This is a genomic window from Isoptericola aurantiacus, from assembly GCF_044769875.1.
Taxonomy (GTDB): Bacteria; Actinomycetota; Actinomycetes; order Actinomycetales; family Cellulomonadaceae; genus Isoptericola; species Isoptericola aurantiacus.
In genome coordinates this window covers 245,201-263,076 of the sequence record NZ_JBJBAE010000006.1, presented here as the reverse complement: position 1 = coordinate 263,076, position 17,876 = coordinate 245,201, and the positions used below count along the sequence as shown (strand labels likewise).

The window sequence follows — 17,876 nt, the reverse complement described above, 5'->3', positions numbered from 1 at the left end:
TCGCCGTGCACGACGTCGGACGGCGAGAAGGCGGATCGGAGTCCGCGTGAGGTGGGCCCGGAGGGACTCGAACCCCCGACATCCACGGTGCAAGCCTCGGAATGCACGTTGACCTGCACCTTTGCTCCCCGAAAGTCGTCCGCGGGGTTCAGCGGTGATACGACGTCGAGCAAGGCTGCATCACCGCCACACCTGAAGGAGATACGCCGCCACCGAGCGATCAGATCCACACCTCGAGCACGCGGTCCGGCCGTGTCGGGAACGGTCAGTCGTGAACGGCGAGCAGGGCTGGCAGGGAGTCGCAGACGAGTTCGCCTTAGCAGCGAAACATACCCCCCTGGGGTATAGTCGTCGGCGTGCTGCGCTGCCCTCGTCCGACCGGACAGAGCTGCGGCCCGGACTCAGATGACGAAGCGGAAGCGGCCCGAGCGCCGTGAACGGGAGGAAGGCGTGGCCAAGAACCAGTCGGCGACGACCCAGCGCGGTGCCCAGGTGGCTCTGCTGGTGATCGCGACCGCACAGCTGATGCTCGTGCTCGACGACTCGATCGTGAACATCGCGCTGCCGAGCATTCAGGCCGAGCTCGACGTCGAGGCCGTTGATCTACCGTGGGTCGTCAACGCCTACATCCTCTCGTTCGGCGCGCTGCTGATGCTCGGCGGCCGGGTCGGAGACTTGTGGGGCCGGCGCCGCACCCTGCAGGTCGGCATCACGCTGTTCGTCGTGGCGTCCCTGGTCGGCGGCTTCGGGCAGACGACGGCCATGCTCGTCGGCGCCCGCGCCGTACAGGGCATCGGCGCGGCGATGGCTGCCCCGAACGCTCTGGCGCTGATCGCCACGACCTTCTCCGAACGCTCGATGCGTGACAAGGCGCTCTCGCTCTACGGGGCGATGTCCGGGCTCGGCATCATCCTGGGTCTGCTGCTCGGTGGCGTGCTCACCGACACCCTCGGCTGGCGGTGGGTCTTCTTCATCAATGTCCCCATCGGGCTCATGGTGCTGCTCGGCAGCCGCACTCTCGTGTCCGCCGACCGTCACCGCGGCCGCGTCGGAGTCCTGGACGCCGTCCTGGGCACCGCCGGCATGGTCAGCCTCATCTACGCCATCACGCGGTTCGGCGACGAAGGCCTCGGCGACCCGGTCGCGATCGGCCTCGTGGTCGCCGCGGCCGCGCTGCTGACGGTGTTCGTCGTCACCCAGGCCCGTAGCCGCGACCCGCTGCTGCCGCTGAGCCTGTTCCACGACCGCGACCGTATCGGCGCCTACCTGACCATGCTGCTGCTCGCGATCGGCCCGATGGGCACGTTCTACGTCATCACCCTGCACCTGCAGCAGGTCCAGCACTACAGCCCGCTACAGACCGGGCTCGCCTGGCTGCCCTTCGCCCTCGGCATCGTGGTCGGCGCCGGTATCGCGCCGAAGCTGCTGCTGCGCATCGCGCCGCGCTACGTCGCCGCGGCCGCCGCGCTGCTCGGCGCCACCGCCGCGTTCTGGTTCTCCACGATCACCGTCGACACCGGGTACTGGCTGCACCTCGCCCCCGCGATGTTCGTCCTCGCGCTCGGCTTCGGACTCGGCGTCCTCACCCTGACCCAGGCCGCGGTCTACCGCGTCGATCCCGACAAGGCCGGCATCGCCTCCGCGCTGCTGAACTCCGCCCAGCAGATCGGCGTCGCGCTCGGGCTCGCCCTGCTCGCCGGCGTGGCAGCCACCGTCACCGCCCGCCCGGACAACGCCAACCTGCCCTCCGATCAGGCACTCGTTGCCGGATACAGCACCGCGCTGACCGTCGCGGCAGGCCTGCTCCTCGCCGCAGCAGTGCTCGCGCTCGTGCTCCTGCGCGGACAGCGGGCAAGCGCGACCGACCGGCAAGGCTAGAGCAGGAGGCGGCGCTCGGGCCCGCCACGCCCGGGAGGTTCGGATCTGCCAGAACCCGATTCTGGTGCACCCGGCAGGGGAGCTGAAGCTGCGGGGCGCGTGTGGCTCGGTCGCGCCGGGCGGCTGGATTGCAGGCGCCTGATCGTCGGGCGAATGTTGCATCTAGCTGTTGCTCGCGGTGGGCCCGGAGGGACTCGAACCCCCGACATCCACGGTGTAAACGTGGCGCTCTGACCAACTGAGCTACAGGCCCCGGCAGGCCAGGGCGATGCCCTGGCGGCGCAGCACAGGATACCCGGCGCGCGCCGGTGCGTGCGCCGGGCTCGCGGGCCGGGCGCGCACGTCAGACCTGGGCGATGGCCTGCAGGTAGGCGTCGAGGTCGCGCCGCCGGCCCCGGGGACGCACCACCGACCAGCGCACGATGCCGTCGGCGTCGACGAGGAACGACCCGCGCAGGGCATGACCCGACTCGTCGTCGAAGACGCCGAAGGCCCGTGCCGCCGCGCCGTGCGGCCAGAAGTCGCTCAGCAGGTCGAACCCGAATCCCTCGACCTCCTGCCACGCCTTGAGCGCGAACACCGGGTCGGTGGACACGGCGAGCACCTGCACCCCGGCCGCCTCGAACTCGCCGAGGTTGTCCCGCAGCTCACCGAGCTCGTCGGTGCACAGGCCGGAGAACGCGAACGGGAAGAACACCACCAGCACCGGCTCACCGCGCAGGTCGGCCAGGTGGGTGGGCGTGCCGTGGGTGTCGGGAAGGGTGAGGTCCGGCGCGGGGTCGCCCGCGACCGGAGCGCCGTCCGACATCGCGCTACCGGCCCCGCGGCGCCAGCCGGGTCGCGGACCAGTCGTCGCCCGCGGAGAACGTGCTGGTCGCGTGCAGGCCCGCCGTGGTGGAGGCCTCCTGGATCTCGCTGTGCCCCACGTGCCCGTCGCGGGCGGGCTTGCGGGTCAGCAACCACACCTGCCCGCCGTCGTCGAGCGCCGTCTGGACGTCCACGAGCATGTCCGTGAGGTCGCCGTCCTCCTCACGCCACCAGATGAGGACGCCGTCGACCACGTCGTCGTAGTCCTCGTCCACGAGCTCGCTGCCGAGCACGCCCTCCAGCGCCTCGCGCAAGGGTTGGTCGACGTCGTCGTCCCACCCGAACTCCTGCACGACCTGACCGGTGGTGAACCCGAAGCGTGATGCCAGGGTGTCCGCCTGCTGTCCCACGAGGACCTGTGTTCCTTCCGTCATACCCGCGGCGCCGTCGCCGGCGCCCTGTCTGCGTTCTGTTGTGCGTCAACGTAATGCACGCGGGCCCCGGATGCCCGCCAGGTCCGCGCCGCAGGCACACTCTGCAGAAGACGGCATGACGTAGATCACGGATTCTTGACCGCTCCCTGGTGTTCGCCCGGAGAAAGTCGAGACACAATGTCTAGTGACCACCCGTCGGTGGCCTGCGCCGTCGCGACCCCGACGTCGCGGGCGGCGCGCACGGGACACCTGACACGAGCGGTCGCCGGACGACGGCGGCAGCCCGCAGAAGAGAGAGGTTGCTGGTGGCTTCGTACGACGAGACCGGACCGCTGATCGACGGTCTGCTCAGCGCTGTGCCGGACATCGACCCGTCCGAGACCTCGGAGTGGGTGGAGTCCCTCGACGGGCTGATCGACGACAAGGGCGGACCCCGCGCCCGCTACGTCATGCTCAACCTGCTGCGCCGCGCCCGTGAGCGCAGCGTGCAGATCCCCACCTCCGTGGCGACCCTGTACGTCAACACCATCGGCGTGCACGAGGAGCCGTACTTCCCGGGCGACGAGGTCATGGAGCGCCGCTACCGCTCGTGGATCCGCTGGAACGCCGCGGTCATGGTGACCCGCGCCCAGCGTCCCGACATCGCGGTCGGCGGGCACATCTCCTCCTACGCCTCCGTGGCGACCCTCACCGAGGTCGGCCTCAACCACTTCTTCCGCGGCAAGGACCACCCCGGCGGCGGCGACCAGGTCTACTTCCAGGGACACTCCTCCCCCGGCCAGTACGCCCGCGCCTACCTCGAGGGCCGCCTCTCGGCCGACCGCCTGGACGGGTTCCGTCAGGAGAAGTCGCACACCGCCGGCGGTCTGCCGTCCTACCCGCACCCGCGCCTCATGCAGGACTTCTGGGAGTTCCCGACGGTCTCCATGGGCCTCGGCCCGGCCTCGGCGATCTACCAGGCGTGGACCAACAAGTACCTGCACAACCGCGGCATCAAGGACACCAGCCAGCAGGACGTCTGGGCGTTCCTGGGCGACGGCGAGATGGACGAGCCCGAGTCGCGCGGCATGCTCCAGCACGCCGCCCACCAGGGCCTGGACAACCTCACCTTCGTGGTCAACTGCAACCTGCAGCGCCTCGACGGCCCCGTCCGTGGCAACGGCAAGATCATGCAGGAGCTGGAGGCGCAGTTCCGCGGCGCCGGCTGGAACGTCATCAAGGTGGTCTGGGGCCGCGAGTGGGACGCCCTGCTCAACGCGGACAAGGACCGCGCGCTGGTCAACCTCATGAACGCCACGCCGGACGGCGACTACCAGACCTACCGCGCCGAGTCGGGCGCGTTCATCCGCGAGCACTTCTTCGGCCGCGACCCGCGGACCAAGGCGCTCGTGCAGAACATGACCGACGACGACATCTGGAACCTGCGTCGCGGCGGCCACGACTACCGCAAGATCTTCGCGGCCTACACCGCCGCGCGCGCCCACACGGGTCAGCCCACGGTGATCCTGGCCCAGACCGTCAAGGGCTACGGCCTCGGTTCGAGCTTCGCGGGCCGCAACGCCACGCACCAGATGAAGAAGGTCAAGAACGACGACCTCAAGGCGCTGCGCGACAACCTGCGGATCCCGCTGACGGACGAGCAGATCGACGCCGAGCCCGGCCTGCCCCCGTACTACCACCCGGGCATGGAGGACGAGTCGATCCAGTACATGCTGGAGCGTCGCCGCCAGCTCGGCGGGTTCGTGCCCGAGCGCCGCTCGGCGCCCAAGGCGCTGACGCTGCCGCAGGACAAGTCCTACGAGATCCTCGCCAAGGGCTCCGGCACCCAGCAGGTCGCCTCCACGATGGCGTTCGTCCGGCTGCTCAAGGACCTCATCAAGGACAAGGACTTCGGCAAGCGCATCGTGCCGATCATCCCCGACGAGGCCCGGACCTTCGGTCTGGACGCGATCTTCCCGACCGCGAAGATCTTCAACACCGTCGGGCAGAACTACCTCGCCGTGGACCGCGAGCTCATGCTGAGCTACAAGGAGTCCGAGGCCGGGCAGATCATGCACACCGGCATCAACGAGGCCGGATCCGCCGCGGCGTTCCAGTCCGTGGGCACGGCGTACGCGACCCACGGCGAGCACATGGTGCCCGTCTACATCTTCTACTCGATGTTCGGGTTCCAGCGCACCGGCGACCAGTTCTGGGCGGCCGGCGACCAGATGACCCGCGGGTTCATCATCGGCGCCACGGCGGGTCGCACGACCCTGACCGGTGAGGGCCTGCAGCACGCCGACGGCCACTCGCCGCTCATCGCCGGCACCAACACCGCCGTCGTGCAGTACGACCCGGCGTTCGGCTACGAGATCCGGCACATCGTGCGCGACGGTATCGAGCGCATGTACGGCGACGGGTCCGACGGTCGGGACCAGAACGTCATGTACTACCTGACGGTCTACAACGAGCCCATGGTCCAGCCGGCCGAGCCGGAGGACGTCGACGTCGAGGGCATCCGGCGGGGCATCCACCGCATCTCGACCTCCGACCTGGAGGCCGGGGACGACACCCCGCGGGCGCAGCTCCTCTCGTCGGGCGTCGGTGTGCCGTGGGCGCTCGAGGCCCAGCAGCTCCTGCGCGACGACTGGGGCGTGGCCGCCGACGTGTGGTCGGTGACGAGCTGGAACGAGCTGCGGCGCGACGCGCTCGCCGCCGAGAAGGACGCCCTGCTCGACCCGGCGGCCGAGCCGCGGGTGCCGTACGTGACCGCCAAGCTCTCGGGCGCGAAGGGTCCGTTCGTCGCCACCAGCGACTACGACCACCTGGTCCCCGACCAGATCCGCGCCTGGGTGCCCGGCGACTACGCGGTGCTCGGCGCCGACGGGTTCGGGTTCTCCGACACCCGCGCCGCCGCCCGCCGGCACTTCCTCATCGACGGGCCGTCGCTCGTGGTCCGCACGCTGCAGCAGCTCGCCCGCCGCGGCGAGGTCGCGTCCGACGTCGTCGCCCAGGCCGTGGAGAAGTACCGCCTGGCCGACGTCAACGCCGGGACGTCCGGCGTGGCCGGCGGCGACAGCTGACCGACCGCCGCTGCTGAGGCGGCGCGCGCGACGCCGGCCCCCGTCACCCGAGAGGGTGGCGGGGGCCGTCGCCGTGTGCGGAGGGACCCGCCTCGCGCGATCTCCTACCTGAGCGTACGCACGCCTACCTGGGCGAGCGCACGCCTACCTCGCGGTGGGTCGGCCTACCTCGCGGTGTGCGGGGCCTACCTCGCGGGGGGTCGGCCTACCTCGCGGTGTGCGGGGCCCACCTCGCGGGGGGGCGGCCTCCCTCACGGGAGGAGTGCCTAGGTGGGCGAGCCGGCGGTCTCGGCGGCCTCGACGGCGGCGACGAGCTCCGGGCGGATCCGGGCCACGGCCGCGGTGTCCGGGTGCGAGTCCAGCGCCTCCAGGTGCTGCTTCGCCTCGAACACGCGGTCTGCCTCGATCGCGGCCATGACGAGGTGCCGCCCGACCTCGGGCGTCTGCTCGCGCACCCGCCAGTGGCCGATCCCGAGCCCGAGGGCGTCGACCGGCAGCCCGGCGTCGCGCAGCACCTGCAGGCTCGTCGCCAGCGCCTGACCGGACTCGTCGCGTTCGGAGGCCGTCGAGAACCGCCGCAGCGCTCCCTCCGGGTCGTCCGCCACCGAGAGGCGCCCCAACTCCAGCAGCGGGCGCCACGCGCGGGGGTGTCCGGCGAGCTCCTCGGCGAGCGACCACACCGCCAGGTCGGCGGCCTGCTGGGACTCGGGCTCGTCCGCGGCCGCGGTCAGCGGGTCCTCGGCGTTCGGGGGTTCGGTGGCACGACGCCGGACGAGCTCGGCCAGGGCGGTGAAGGCCCGCTCGTCGTTCGGGTCGTTCTGCAGCATGGCGCGCAGCGCGTCCTCGTGCACCTCATCACCATAGCGGCGGGTGTCCGTGGGCCGCCGCGTCCCCACCCGTGAGGACGAGCGCGGGCGGCGGAGCAGCTGGCGGAGCCGGGGCATCAGGGCCATGTCATCGACCATATCGCCTGGTGCCCACTCGGCGTCGGCCAACGGAGCGCGCGCGCCGCGTCCGACCCTCGTTTGTGCGTTCCCCACAACGCACCCCCTATCCTCGGAGCATGTCGACCTCGACCGTCTCGCGCGACGAGAACGTCCAGCGCGTCCGTGAAGGCCTCGGCCTGCTCACCGCGGCGGCCATGCGACGCCTCGACGAGGAGGTCGTCTGGTACCGCCAGCTCCCGGCCGAGGACCGGTCGTACGTGGCCCTCGTGGCCCAGACCGGCATCAACGCGTTCGTCTCCTGGTTCTCCGACCCCCGCCAGACGCCGCACGGCGTCGGCGAGATGTTCGCGGCCGCGCCGCCGGAGCTGACCCGGTCGATCTCCCTGCAGCACACCCTGCAGCTCGTGCGACTGATGGTCGACGTCGTCGAGTCCCACTCCGACCGGATCGCCGCCCCCGGGTTCGAGCGCGAGCTGCGCGAGGCCGTGCTGCTCTACTCGCGCGAGGTCGCCTTCTCCGCGGCCGAGGTCTACGCACGCGCGGCCGAGGTCCGGGGGGCGTGGGACGCCCGCCTCGAGGCGCTGGTGGTGGACGCGCTCGTGCGCGGCGACACCGACGACGCCCTGCGGTCCCGGATCTCCGCGCTCGGCTGGAGCGGCCGCGGTCAGGTGCTCGTGGTGGTCGGCGAGGCCACGGACGGCCTGGACGACGTCGGCACCGCCGAGCTGCGCCGAGCCGCCCGGCGCGCCGCCGGGGACACGCTGGTCGGCATCCACGGCGACCGCCTCGTCCTGGTGCTCGGCGGCGAGGGAGACCTGGTCGCGGCCGCGACGTCCCTGGTGGACAGGTTCGGCCCGGGCCCCGTCGTCTTCGGCGGCGTGGTGCCCAACGTCTCGGAGGCGACGGCGTCGGCCCGCTCGGCGCTCGCCGGACTGGCCGCGGCCCCGGCCTGGCCGCAGGCGCCGCGCCCCGTGCTGGCCGACGACCTGCTGCCCGAACGCGTCCTGACCGGCGACCGCACCGCGCGCCGCACCCTGGTGGCGCAGGCCTACCGGCCGCTGGAGGAGGCGACCGGGTCGGTGCTCGAGACGCTGTCGGCCTACCTCGGCACCGGGCGCTCCCTCGAGGCCGCCGCACGTCGCCTGTACGTGCACCCCAACACCGTCCGCTACCGGTTGCGCAAGGTCTCCGAGATCACCGGCTGGGACCCGCTGGACGCCCGGGAGTCGTTCGTGCTGCAGGTCGCCCTCGCCCTCGGCCAGCTCGGCCCGGACCACTGACGACGGCGGCCGGGTTGCCGATTCCCACAATCGGTGCCGGTGAGGTTGGTGCGGGTCGCGACGCGCCACCACCACACCAGGGTGGCACCGTGGATCCGTGCTCGCCGTCGTCTGCCCTGGACAGGGCTCGCAGACCCCCGGGATGCTCAGCCCTTGGCTGGAGCTGCCCGGCACCACCGACCTGATCGACACCTTCTCGGCCGCCGCCGGGACCGACGTCGCCCTGCACGGGACCATGTCGGACGCGGACACGATCCGCGACACCGCCGTCGCGCAGCCGCTCATCGTCTCGGCCTCGCTCGTGGCGCTGCGCACGATCCTGGACGGCCGTGCGACGACGGACGTCGTCGACGTGACCGCGGGCCACTCCGTCGGCGAGCTGTCGGCCGCCGCCGTGGCGGGCGTGCTCGACGACGCCGGTGCCGTCGGGCTCGTCTCCCACCGCGCCCGGGCCATGGCCGACGCCGCCGCCGCGGCGCCGTCGGGCATGAGCGCCGTCGTGGGCGGCGACCCGGACGAGGTCCTCGCGGCCGTCGAGGCCGCCGGGCTGTTCCCGGCGAACGTCAACGGGGGCGGCCAGACCGTCGTGGCCGGTGCCACCGACCGGCTCGCCGCGCTCGCCGACGACCCGCCGGCCCGAGCCCGCGTCATCCCGCTGCCCGTGGCCGGCGCCTTCCACACGCCGTACATGGACGCCGCCCGCGCCGCGTTCGAGAAGGTGTCCACCACCTGGCTCGCGACCGACCCGCGGCTGCCGCTGCTGAGCAACGCCGACGGCGCCGCCTACAGCACCCTCGGCGCCGGAGCACACGGTCAGGGGACCTCCGCGGACGTGCTGACGCGCCTCACCGCCCAGGTGACGGCGCCGGTGCGGTGGGACCTGTGCCAGGCCACCCTGGCGGACCTGGGGGTGACCGGGCTGCTCGAGCTGGCGCCCGGCGGGGTCCTCACGGGACTGGCCAAGCGTTCCCTCAAGGGCGTGGAGTCGGTGGCCGTGAAGTCCCCCGACGACGTCGAGGCGGCCCGCGACCTCATCGCACGCCACTCCCGGGCCGCCGGCGCGTCGGCAGGGGCGGAGCAGTGACCGCACGCCGGGCCCTGCGCCAGGCCGAGCCGGTCCGGCACAGCCGCATCCTGGGCCTCGGCGCCGAGCGTGGCGACCAGGTCGTGACCAACGACGACCTCGCCGGACCGATCGACTCCTCCGACGAGTGGATCCGCCAGCGCACCGGCATCGTGACCCGGCGTCGCGCGGCGGGCGACGTCGACGTCCTGGACCTCGCCGAGGCCGCGGCACGCCGCGCGCTCGACGCCGCCGGGCTGACGGGCGCCGACGTCGACGCGGTGATCCTGTCCACCATCACCTACTTCCACCAGACGCCCGCGGCCGCCGCGGTCCTCGCCGACCGTCTCGGCGCGACGCCGGCGGCGGCCTACGACATCTCGGCCGCCTGCGCCGGGTACGCCTACGGCATCGGACAGGCCGACGCCCTCGTGCGTTCGGGCGCCGCCCGCAACGTGCTGGTGATCGGCGCCGAGAAGCTCAGCGACGTCGTCGACCCCACCGACCGGTCGATCTCGTTCCTGCTGGGCGACGGCGCCGGGGCGGCCGTCGTCGGCCCCTCGGACACGCCGGGCATCGGCCCGACCGTGTGGGGGTCCGACGGCTCCAAGGCCCAGGCGATCCGCCAGACGCACTCGCTGGCCGAGCTCGCGGCCGACGGCACGCTCGGCATGCCGACGCTGCGCCAGGACGGCCCGACCGTCTTCAAGTGGGCGAGCTTCCAGATGGCGCCCGTCGCCGCCAAGGCGATGGCCGAGGCCGGCGTCGAGCCCGAGGACATCCAGGTGTTCGTGCCCCACCAGGCGAACATGCGGATCATCGACCAGCTCGTCAAGCAGCTCCGGCTGCCAGACTCCGTGGTCGTCGCCCGCGACATCGCCGAGACCGGCAACACGTCGGCGGCCTCCATCCCGCTGGCCACCGACCGCCTGCTGGCCGAGGGCTCGGCCCGCTCCGGCGACCTGGCACTGCAGATCGGATTCGGCGCAGGGCTGGTCTACGCCGCCCAGGTGGTCGTGCTTCCCTAGCAGGGCCCGTAGAGTCCGAACCCGGTGGTGCGCGACAATCGCACTGCCACCACCCCGACCCGGTGCCGGACGGCCGGCACCACGTTCAAGGAGAGACGTACCCCATGGCTCACACCGCTTCCGAGATTCTCGAGGGCCTCGCCGAGATCGTCGCCGAGGAGACCGGTCTGCCGACCGACGCCGTCGTCGCCGAGAAGTCCTTCACCGACGACCTCGACATCGACTCGCTGTCGATGATGACGATCGTGACCCACGCCGAGGACAAGTTCGGCGTGCGCATCCCGGACGACGAGGTCAAGAACCTCACGACCGTCGGTGACGCCGTGAAGTACATCGAGGGCGCCCAGGACTGACCGTCCCCCGCCCGCGCGGGCAGACCGGGAGCACCCGGTCTGCCCGCGCCGCCCGCCCGTCTCAGCTCGACCAGCCTCTGGAGATCGCACATGTCCACGCGCGACGTCGTCGTCACCGGCCTCGGTGCCACCACCCCCCTCGGCGGGGACGCCCCCACCACGTGGGCGGCCGCGCTCGCCGGCGAGTCCGGCGCTCGCACCATGGACAACGACTGGTCGGAGACGTACGGCATCCCCGTCACGTTCGCGGCGACCATCAAGCAGGACCCCTCCGAGAAGCTGTCGCGGCCCGAGACGAAGCGGATGGACCCGTCCGCCCAGTACGCGATGATCGCCGCCCGGGAGGCCTGGCAGGACGCCGGGGCGCCCGAGGTCGACGGCGAACGTCTGGGCGCCGTGGTCTCCTCCGGCATCGGCGGCATCTGGACCACGCTCGACGGCTGGGACACCCTGCGCGAGCGCGGTGCGCGCCGCGTGCTGCCCATGACGGTGCCGATGCTCATGCCGAACTCTGCCGTGGCGTACGTGTCGCTGGAGCTCGGGGCCAAGGCCGGGGCGCACGCCCTGGTCTCCGCGTGCGCGTCGGGCGCCGAGGCGATCGGCTACGGCATCGACATGATCCGCGCCGGCCGGGCCGACGTCGTCGTGTGCGGCGGGACCGAGGCCACGATCCACCCGATGCCGATCGCGGCCTTCGCCGCCTCACGCACCCTGTCGCTGCGCAACGACGACCCGGCGGGCGCCTCGCGTCCTTACGACGTCGACCGGGACGGGTTCGTCATCGGCGAGGGTGCGGCGGTGCTGGTGCTGGAGAGCGCCGAGCACGCCGCCGCCCGCGGCGCACGCGTCTACGCGCGGCTCGCCGGCGTCGGGCTGTCCTCGGACGCCTACCACATCACCTCCCCCGACCCGGAGGGCACCGGTCAGGTCTCCGCGATGCGCCGGGCCCTGGAGGACGCCGGGCTCACCGGCGGCGACGTCGTGCACATCAATGCGCACGCCACGTCCACCAAGGTGGGCGACCTCACCGAGACGCGATCGATCCGCACGGTGCTGGGTGCGGAGACCGACCACGTCCAGCTCTCGGCGACGAAGTCGATGACGGGTCACCTGCTGGGTGGCGCCGGCGCGCTCGAGACGCTGTTCACGGTCAAGGCCCTGCACGAGCGCCTCGCCCCGCCGACGATCAACGTGGCCAACCCCGACCCGGAGCTGCAGGTCCCCCTGGTGCGCGACACCCCGTCGGCACTGCCCGACGGCGACATCGCGGCCATCAACAACTCGTTCGGGTTCGGCGGGCACAACGTGGCCCTGGCGGTCACCAGCGTCTGAGCCGACCCTGCCCCGCGGCCCCGGCTGCCGGGCCGACGACGACGGCGCCCCACCGGTCATCGTGACCGGTGGGGCGCCGTCGTACGGAACCAGGAGGGAGCGCGGGCTAGCCGACGCGGTGCAGCCAGCGCACCGGGGCGCCGGCGCCGGCGTACCGGAAGGGCTCGAGCTCGTCGTCCCAGGCGTTGCCGAGCGCGAGGTCCATGGCCTCCCGCAGCGCGCGGGCGTCGTGTGCGCCCTCCATCGCCGACCGCACCCGGTCCTCGGGCACGACGGTGTTGCCGTGCACGTCCGTCATGGCGTGGAAGATGCCGAGATCGGGGGTGTGCGACCAGCGGGCGCCGTCGGCACCGTGGCTCGCCTCCTCCGTCACCTCGTAGCGCAGGTGGTCCCACCCACGCAGCGCGGAGGCGAGGCGGGCGCCCGTCCCTTGGGCGCCCTGCCACGAGTACTCCGCGCGGTACAGGCCACGTGCCGCCGGCTGGGGTGTCCAGTCCAACGAGACGTGCCCGCCCAGCACGCTGCCTGCCGCCCACTCGAGGTGGGGGCAGAGCGCGCGCGGCGCGGAGTGCACGAGAAGTACACCGCGAGTGATCGCTCCGGCCATGATTCCTCCCTGGGTTCCGAGGTCCGTCTTCCCCTACGTCCTCGGTGCGCCAGCGAAGCCACTGGTCAGCGCCACGTTGCGGCGTGTCGTCTTGCGTCCTTGTCACATCCTGCCCGAAGGGTCCGGGCCGCGCGAGAGTGAAAGGAACATTTGAGACACCTCAGAGCCGTTCGCGCAGCTCCCGCATCGCCTTCTTGCGGGTACCCCGCTCCAACCGGTCGAGGTAGAGCTTGCCGTCGAGGTGGTCGCACTCGTGCTGCAGGCAGCGCGCCATGAGGTCGGTCCCCTCGACCACGACCTCGTTCCCGTCGAGGTCCACACCCTCGACCCGGGCGTACCAGGCGCGAGTGGTCGGGTAGAACAGCTCCGGGACCGACAGGCACCCCTCGTCGCCGTCCTGCTGCTCGTCCGAGACGGCCACCAGCCGCGGGTTCAGCACGTAGCCGACCTCGTCGTCGATGTTCCAGGAGAACGCCCGCAGGCTGACGCCGATCTGGTTGGCCGCCAGCCCGGCACGACCCTCGGCGTCCACCGTGTCCAGCAGGTCCTCCACCAGGGAGCGGACACGGTCGTCGACCGTCGTGATCTCGTCGCACGCCGTGCGCAGCACGGGGTCGGGCACCACCCGGATCTCTCGCATCGCCATGGGTGACATTCTTCCACGGCGCGGCCCTGACCTGCGCCGTGGCGGGGCCGACGGCAGAGCCCGCGCGGGGCCGGCTCGGCCCCGTTCCGGTAGGCTCACCGCCGCGCCCCGTTAGCTCAGCCGGTCAGAGCAGGAGACTCATAATCTCTCGGTCGCGGGTTCAAGTCCTGCACGGGGCACCAGGGCGACAGCACGTGCGGACGGGCAACGACGACGGCCCGTCCCGCCCGTCATCGTTGCCAGTCCTCCCGGTAGTCCGGGTGACCCGAGAACCCGGCCGCCGTCTCCCGCAGCTGCGCCTCGATCTCTGCGGACTGCGTGGGCCCGAAGAACCCCGCCTCGAACCGTCCCGCGTTCTCGTGCAGCTCGCGGAGCTCGGCCAGGCGCTCACGGTCGGCGTCGTCCGGATGTCCGGCATCGGGTGCGTGGTGTGCCTCGTGGGTGTGCAGGACCTCCGCGATCCGATCCCGCACGAACTGGACCATGCTGGTCATGGCGATCTCCTTCACCGAGTGGACCGTCCGCGACGACGTCCCTGGGACGAACGCTACGCCGTCGGCCGGGCAGCGCCTCCGGGGCCAGGACGCACGGCGGGCGGGACCGCGTGCTGCGATCCCGCCCGTCGTGGTGGTCGGTCTACTTCTTGAACGCGTCCCGGACGTCGTCGCCGGCCTGCTTGAGGTTGGCCTGGGACTGGTCCTTCTGGCCCTCGGCCTGCAGCTTCTCGTCGTCCGACGCCTTGCCGAGGCCTTCCTTGGCCTTGCCGACGGCTTCTTCCGCGGCGTGCTTCGCCTTGTCACCGATGCTCATGCTGGCCTCCTTCTCCGGAGGGTTTCCCCGGGAGCTCGACGATAGGAGCCTCGGGCTGTGATCGCATCCTCTGCCGACTCGGGCCGTGACGGTCGCGACCGTGCCTGCGGACACGTGCCGCGCCGCTGGCGACGGCGGCTACCGTGGCCCCATGTTCTCGCGCCGCCGCCAGCTCCCCGCCCCGGCACGTGCCGCCGTCCCGACCGTCGGGAACGAGCGCCTGCTGGCCGGCGCCGACCTCGCGGACGGTGGCTGGGTCGTGGCCACGACGGCGGACCTCGCCACGGTGTCCCGGCCCGACGACGGCGCGCGGCTCACGCTGCGGCGCCCCTGGGGCGACGTGGACCGTGCGGCGTTCGACCCGGAGCGTTCCGAGCTGACCGTCGAGTGGGTCGATGCGGCACCGGACCTTCGGCTGCACCTCGCCGACCCCGCCGGGACGCGCCTGCCCGCCGTCCTGCGGGAACGGGTGATCTGGTCGGTGGTCCTGGCCGAGACGGTCGACGTCCCCGGCGGTCAGGTCCGCGTCGCCGTGCGCCGCGACCTCGACGGCACGATGTACTCCCAGGCGATCGCCGGCGACGGCGTCGACCTGTACCGACCCGAGGTCGCGAGAGTGGTGGACGCCACGGAATCGAAGGTCCGGGGGGCGTGCGGACTACCGGGTTGAACCTGGTATGGTTTTCACCGGTTCGCCGCTCCGTGGAGCGGGAGCCTGCGATCCCGCGTAGCTCAGCTGGCAGAGCATCCGACTGTTAATCGGACGGTCACTGGTTCAAGTCCAGTCGCGGGAGCCACCACGAGGGCCCCGGATCCGCCGCGCGGATCCGGGGCCCTCGTCGTTCCTGCGGAGCCGCCGGTTCAGACGCTCTCGCGCAGCCTGCGACGCTCGGCCTCGATCGCCACGAGCTGCTCGAACGCCGTCCGGTAGGTGTCCGGGTCCGACGTCGGGTCGAGCCGCTGCACGCGGCTCTTGGCGTCGGCGATGCGGCGGGTCAGCCCCAGATCGGCCACCTTGCGCACGACGTCGGCCACGTAGGCGGCGATGACGCTCTCGCGGTCCTCGGGCACCGGCGCCACCGACAGCTCGGTCACCAGCGGCGCGACGGCGTCGCCCGCCTCCTCCACGACGCTCTCGACCCAGCGTCCACCGCCCAGTCCGCTGCCGGTGCCCACTCCCCCGGCCGCACGCACCGCGGCGTGCACGGCCCGCCAGGCGGGAGTGGCGAACGCGTCCTGGTCCAGATCGTCGAACGTGGCCGGGACGTGCTGCGGGTACTGCAGCACCACCACGAGCGCGAGGCGCTCGATCCGCGCCACCGGGTCCGACGGGTCGGGTGCGGTGAGCACCGGCCCGTGCACGGCCTCGCCCGACGGCGCACCGTCGTCGCGCAGTCCGGGCACGGGGCGCTCGTCCCGGCGGCCGGGGCGCTGTCCGGTCGGTCCCGACCGCGACCCCGCGCGGGCCACCTCGCGCCGCACCTCCTCGGTGTCCATGCCGATCCACCGCGCCAGCGAGCGGGCGTAGCCGAGCTGCATGGAGCGGTCCCGGATCCCGGCGACGAACGGCGCCGCCGACCGCAGCGCCCCGACGCGGCCCTCGACGGTGTCCAGGTCGAACCCGTCCAGGGTGGTGCGGATGACGAACTCGAAGAGCGGCACCCGGCCGTCCACGAGCGTCTTGACGGCCTCGGGTCCGCGCGCCATGCGCAGGTCGCACGGGTCCATGCCGCCGGGTTCGACCGCGACGAACGTCTGGGCGTGGAAGCGCTGGTCCTCACCGAACGCCCGCATCGCGGCCTTCTGGCCCGCAGCGTCGCCGTCGAACGTGAAGATGATCTCGCCGCCCAGGGACGCCCCCGAGGCGAGCTGCAGGCCTCCGCCGGCGGTGGTGTCCCCCAGCAGGCGGCGCACCACCTTGGCGTGGTCCCCGCCGAACGCGGTGCCGCAGGTGGCCACGGCGACGTCGACCCCTGACAGGTGGGCGGCCATGACGTCGGTGTACCCCTCGACGATGACGACCCGCTTGGACTGGGCGATGGCGCGCTTGGCCAGGTCGATCCCGTAGAGGACCTGGGCCTTCTTGTAGAGGCTCGTCTCCGGGGTGTTGAGGTACTTGGGGCCCTGGTCGTCGTCGAAGAGCTTGCGCGCGCCGAACCCGATGACGGCGCCCGTCACGTCGCGGATGGGCCACACCAGCCGGCCACGGAACCGGTCGTAGATGCCGCGCTGGCCCTGGCTGACCAATCCGGAGGCGACGAGCTCGGGCTGGGTGAACCCGCGGCCCTGCAGGTGGCGCAGCAGCGCGTCCCAGCCGGTGGGGGCGTAACCCAGCCCGAACGTCTCGGCGTCGGCGCGCTCGAAGCTGCGTTCGGCCAGGAAGGCGCGAGCCGCCTGGGCGTGCGGGCCGAAGAGCTGCTCGGCATAGAACTCGGCGGCCACCCGGTGGGCCTCGATCAGTCGCTGGCGGCGGCCGGGCTCCTCGCGGGAGCCGCGGGCGGCAGCCTCCCCCGTGCGCGAGTCCTCGTACCGCAGCTGGACGCCGACCCGGTCGGCGAGGTGCTCCACGGCGTCCGTGAACCCCATGCCGTCGATCTTCTGCACGAACGAGATGACGTCCCCGCCCTCGCCACAGCCGAAGCAGTGCCAGCGCCCGACGCCGGGACGCACGTGGAAGGACGGCGAACGCTCGTCGTGGAACGGGCACAGCCCCTTGAGGGAGCCGACGCCCGCGGGCTTGAGCGTGACGTGTGCGCCGACGATCTCGTCGATCCGCGCGCGGTCGCGGACCGCCTCCACGTCCTCGCGCTTGATCAGACCTGCCACGATCCGCAGTCTAGGTGCTACGTGCCCTCGCGCGGGTCGCCGAGATCGAGCCGCATCAGCACGCGCGGGAAGCCGTTCAGGGTCGAGGAGGTCGGCGCGGCGACGGTGAACCCCGCCTCCTCGAACATGCTCCGGGTCCCGGTGTAGGCCATCGTGAGGTCGACACGCTCGCCGCCGTTGTCGACCGGGTAGGCCTCCACCGCCGGCGCCCCCTGCGTCCGCGCGAACGCGACGGCACCGGCGATCAGCGGCCGGGTCAGCCCCTTCCTGCGGTGGCCGGGGCGCACCCGCACGCACCACAGCGACCACACGTCGACGTCGTCGACGTGCGGGATCCTGCGGTGGGTCGCGAACGACGTGTCCGCACGCGGATGGATCGCGGCCCACGCCACGGGCTCCGTCCCCTCGTAGGCGATCACGCCGGGGGGCGGCTCCTGGGCGCAGAGCTCGCGCACCCGCTCGCCACGGTCGGGACCCCGGAGAGCCTGGTTCTCCTTCGAGCCGATCCGATAGCTCAGGCAGAAGCACACGGTGGCGTCGGGGCGCTTCGGCCCGACCAGCGTGCGCACGTCCTCGAAGACGCGCGCCGGACGCACCTCCACGTCCGCCGTCATCGGAGCGAGACCTTCGCGTCGCCCGGCGTCGGACCACCCGGTCCCGCCGTGAGTGCTGCTCGGACCATCCTCATGTCATAGCGGCCCCGCACGGGGCAGGCAACCGCAGGGCGCCGGCGACGGCGGACCGGTCCCCGGCGCCCCTTCACCGGTTGCTCCGGAATACCGGTCGCGGCCGACGCCTTG

17 protein-coding genes and 3 tRNA genes are annotated in these 17,876 nt (G+C 72.4%); 10 read left to right on the top strand and 10 right to left on the bottom strand.

Annotated features, from left to right (window positions below; translation table 11 throughout):
* Positions 1-450: 450 nt before the first annotated feature.
* Positions 451-1,878 carry an MFS transporter gene (locus tag ACIQLL_RS16375; protein WP_402469423.1) on the top strand — a complete coding sequence of 476 codons (1,428 nt, stop codon included), beginning with the start codon at positions 451-453 and terminating at the stop codon, positions 1,876-1,878.
* Between the two features lie 179 nt (positions 1,879-2,057).
* Here the strand turns inward: ACIQLL_RS16375 and ACIQLL_RS16370 are convergent.
* From ACIQLL_RS16370 to ACIQLL_RS16360, 3 genes are all read right to left on the bottom strand, one after another.
* A tRNA-Val gene (locus tag ACIQLL_RS16370) sits at positions 2,058-2,131 on the bottom strand.
* Between the two features lie 90 nt (positions 2,132-2,221).
* Positions 2,222-2,686: a peroxiredoxin gene (locus ACIQLL_RS16365; RefSeq protein ID WP_402469420.1), complete on the bottom strand. Its 465-nt coding sequence runs from the start codon at positions 2,684-2,686 to the stop codon at positions 2,222-2,224.
* A gap of 4 nt (positions 2,687-2,690) precedes the next feature.
* Positions 2,691-3,095 carry a DUF3052 domain-containing protein gene (locus tag ACIQLL_RS16360; protein WP_402469417.1) on the bottom strand — a complete coding sequence of 135 codons (405 nt, stop codon included), beginning with the start codon at positions 3,093-3,095 and terminating at the stop codon, positions 2,691-2,693.
* A 329-nt stretch (positions 3,096-3,424) separates the two neighbouring features.
* On the opposite strand from ACIQLL_RS16360, the gene aceE reads away from it, so the two are divergent.
* Complete coding sequence (aceE, locus tag ACIQLL_RS16355; RefSeq protein ID WP_402469414.1) at positions 3,425-6,184, top strand: pyruvate dehydrogenase (acetyl-transferring), homodimeric type; 2,760 nt, start codon at positions 3,425-3,427, stop codon at positions 6,182-6,184.
* Between the two features lie 266 nt (positions 6,185-6,450).
* Here aceE and ACIQLL_RS16350 read toward each other — a convergent pair whose 3' ends face one another.
* Complete coding sequence (locus tag ACIQLL_RS16350; RefSeq protein ID WP_402469412.1) at positions 6,451-7,137, bottom strand: hypothetical protein; 687 nt, start codon at positions 7,135-7,137, stop codon at positions 6,451-6,453.
* 110 nt (positions 7,138-7,247) lie between these two features.
* Here ACIQLL_RS16350 and ACIQLL_RS16345 point away from each other — a divergent pair, with 110 nt between their 5' ends.
* From ACIQLL_RS16345 to ACIQLL_RS16325, 5 genes are all read left to right on the top strand, one after another.
* The gene (locus tag ACIQLL_RS16345; RefSeq protein ID WP_402469410.1) at positions 7,248-8,411 is read left to right on the top strand and encodes a PucR family transcriptional regulator; all 1,164 of its coding nucleotides are present in this window, start codon (positions 7,248-7,250) and stop codon (positions 8,409-8,411) included.
* Between the two features lie 97 nt (positions 8,412-8,508).
* Positions 8,509-9,495 carry an ACP S-malonyltransferase gene (locus ACIQLL_RS16340; protein ID WP_402469408.1) on the top strand — a complete coding sequence of 329 codons (987 nt, stop codon included), beginning with the start codon at positions 8,509-8,511 and terminating at the stop codon, positions 9,493-9,495.
* On the top strand, positions 9,492-10,502 hold the full coding sequence (locus tag ACIQLL_RS16335) for a beta-ketoacyl-ACP synthase III (RefSeq protein WP_402469406.1): 1,011 nt from the start codon (positions 9,492-9,494) through the stop codon (positions 10,500-10,502). Before ACIQLL_RS16340 ends, ACIQLL_RS16335 begins: the two co-directional genes overlap by 4 nt.
* A 104-nt stretch (positions 10,503-10,606) precedes the next feature.
* Positions 10,607-10,855 carry an acyl carrier protein gene (locus ACIQLL_RS16330; protein WP_402469404.1) on the top strand — a complete coding sequence of 83 codons (249 nt, stop codon included), beginning with the start codon at positions 10,607-10,609 and terminating at the stop codon, positions 10,853-10,855.
* A gap of 90 nt (positions 10,856-10,945) precedes the next feature.
* On the top strand, positions 10,946-12,187 hold the full coding sequence (locus tag ACIQLL_RS16325) for a beta-ketoacyl-[acyl-carrier-protein] synthase family protein (RefSeq protein WP_402469401.1): 1,242 nt from the start codon (positions 10,946-10,948) through the stop codon (positions 12,185-12,187).
* A 106-nt stretch (positions 12,188-12,293) separates the two neighbouring features.
* On the opposite strand, the gene ACIQLL_RS16320 is transcribed toward ACIQLL_RS16325, so the two are convergent.
* Together ACIQLL_RS16320 and def are read right to left on the bottom strand one after the other, a co-directional pair.
* Positions 12,294-12,794: a DUF3145 domain-containing protein gene (locus tag ACIQLL_RS16320; protein WP_402469398.1), complete on the bottom strand. Its 501-nt coding sequence runs from the start codon at positions 12,792-12,794 to the stop codon at positions 12,294-12,296.
* A gap of 160 nt (positions 12,795-12,954) precedes the next feature.
* On the bottom strand, positions 12,955-13,440 hold the full coding sequence (gene def, locus ACIQLL_RS16315; RefSeq protein WP_402469395.1) for a peptide deformylase: 486 nt from the start codon (positions 13,438-13,440) through the stop codon (positions 12,955-12,957).
* A 105-nt stretch (positions 13,441-13,545) separates the two neighbouring features.
* Between def and ACIQLL_RS16310 the strand changes: the two genes are divergently transcribed.
* Positions 13,546-13,622, top strand: a tRNA-Ile gene (locus ACIQLL_RS16310).
* A 48-nt stretch (positions 13,623-13,670) separates the two neighbouring features.
* Here the strand turns inward: ACIQLL_RS16310 and ACIQLL_RS16305 are convergent.
* Entirely contained in the window at positions 13,671-13,934 is a 264-nt protein-coding gene (locus ACIQLL_RS16305; RefSeq protein ID WP_402469392.1) for a hypothetical protein, read from the bottom strand.
* A 142-nt stretch (positions 13,935-14,076) separates the two neighbouring features.
* On the bottom strand, positions 14,077-14,250 hold the full coding sequence (locus ACIQLL_RS16300; protein WP_402469389.1) for a CsbD family protein: 174 nt from the start codon (positions 14,248-14,250) through the stop codon (positions 14,077-14,079).
* Positions 14,251-14,401: 151 nt separating this feature from the next.
* On the opposite strand from ACIQLL_RS16300, the gene ACIQLL_RS16295 reads away from it, so the two are divergent.
* Positions 14,402-14,920: a hypothetical protein gene (locus tag ACIQLL_RS16295; protein ID WP_402469386.1), complete on the top strand. Its 519-nt coding sequence runs from the start codon at positions 14,402-14,404 to the stop codon at positions 14,918-14,920.
* Between the two features lie 51 nt (positions 14,921-14,971).
* Positions 14,972-15,047, top strand: a tRNA-Asn gene (locus ACIQLL_RS16290).
* A gap of 64 nt (positions 15,048-15,111) precedes the next feature.
* Here the strand turns inward: ACIQLL_RS16290 and dnaG are convergent.
* Both dnaG and ACIQLL_RS16280 read right to left on the bottom strand, forming a co-directional pair.
* Positions 15,112-17,076 (bottom strand): DNA primase, encoded by a 1,965-nt coding sequence (dnaG, locus tag ACIQLL_RS16285; RefSeq protein ID WP_402469384.1) that lies wholly within the window; start codon positions 17,074-17,076, stop codon positions 15,112-15,114.
* Positions 17,077-17,093: 17 nt separating this feature from the next.
* Positions 17,094-17,690 carry a GNAT family N-acetyltransferase gene (locus ACIQLL_RS16280; RefSeq protein ID WP_402469381.1) on the bottom strand — a complete coding sequence of 199 codons (597 nt, stop codon included), beginning with the start codon at positions 17,688-17,690 and terminating at the stop codon, positions 17,094-17,096.
* Positions 17,691-17,876: the final 186 nt, after the last annotated feature.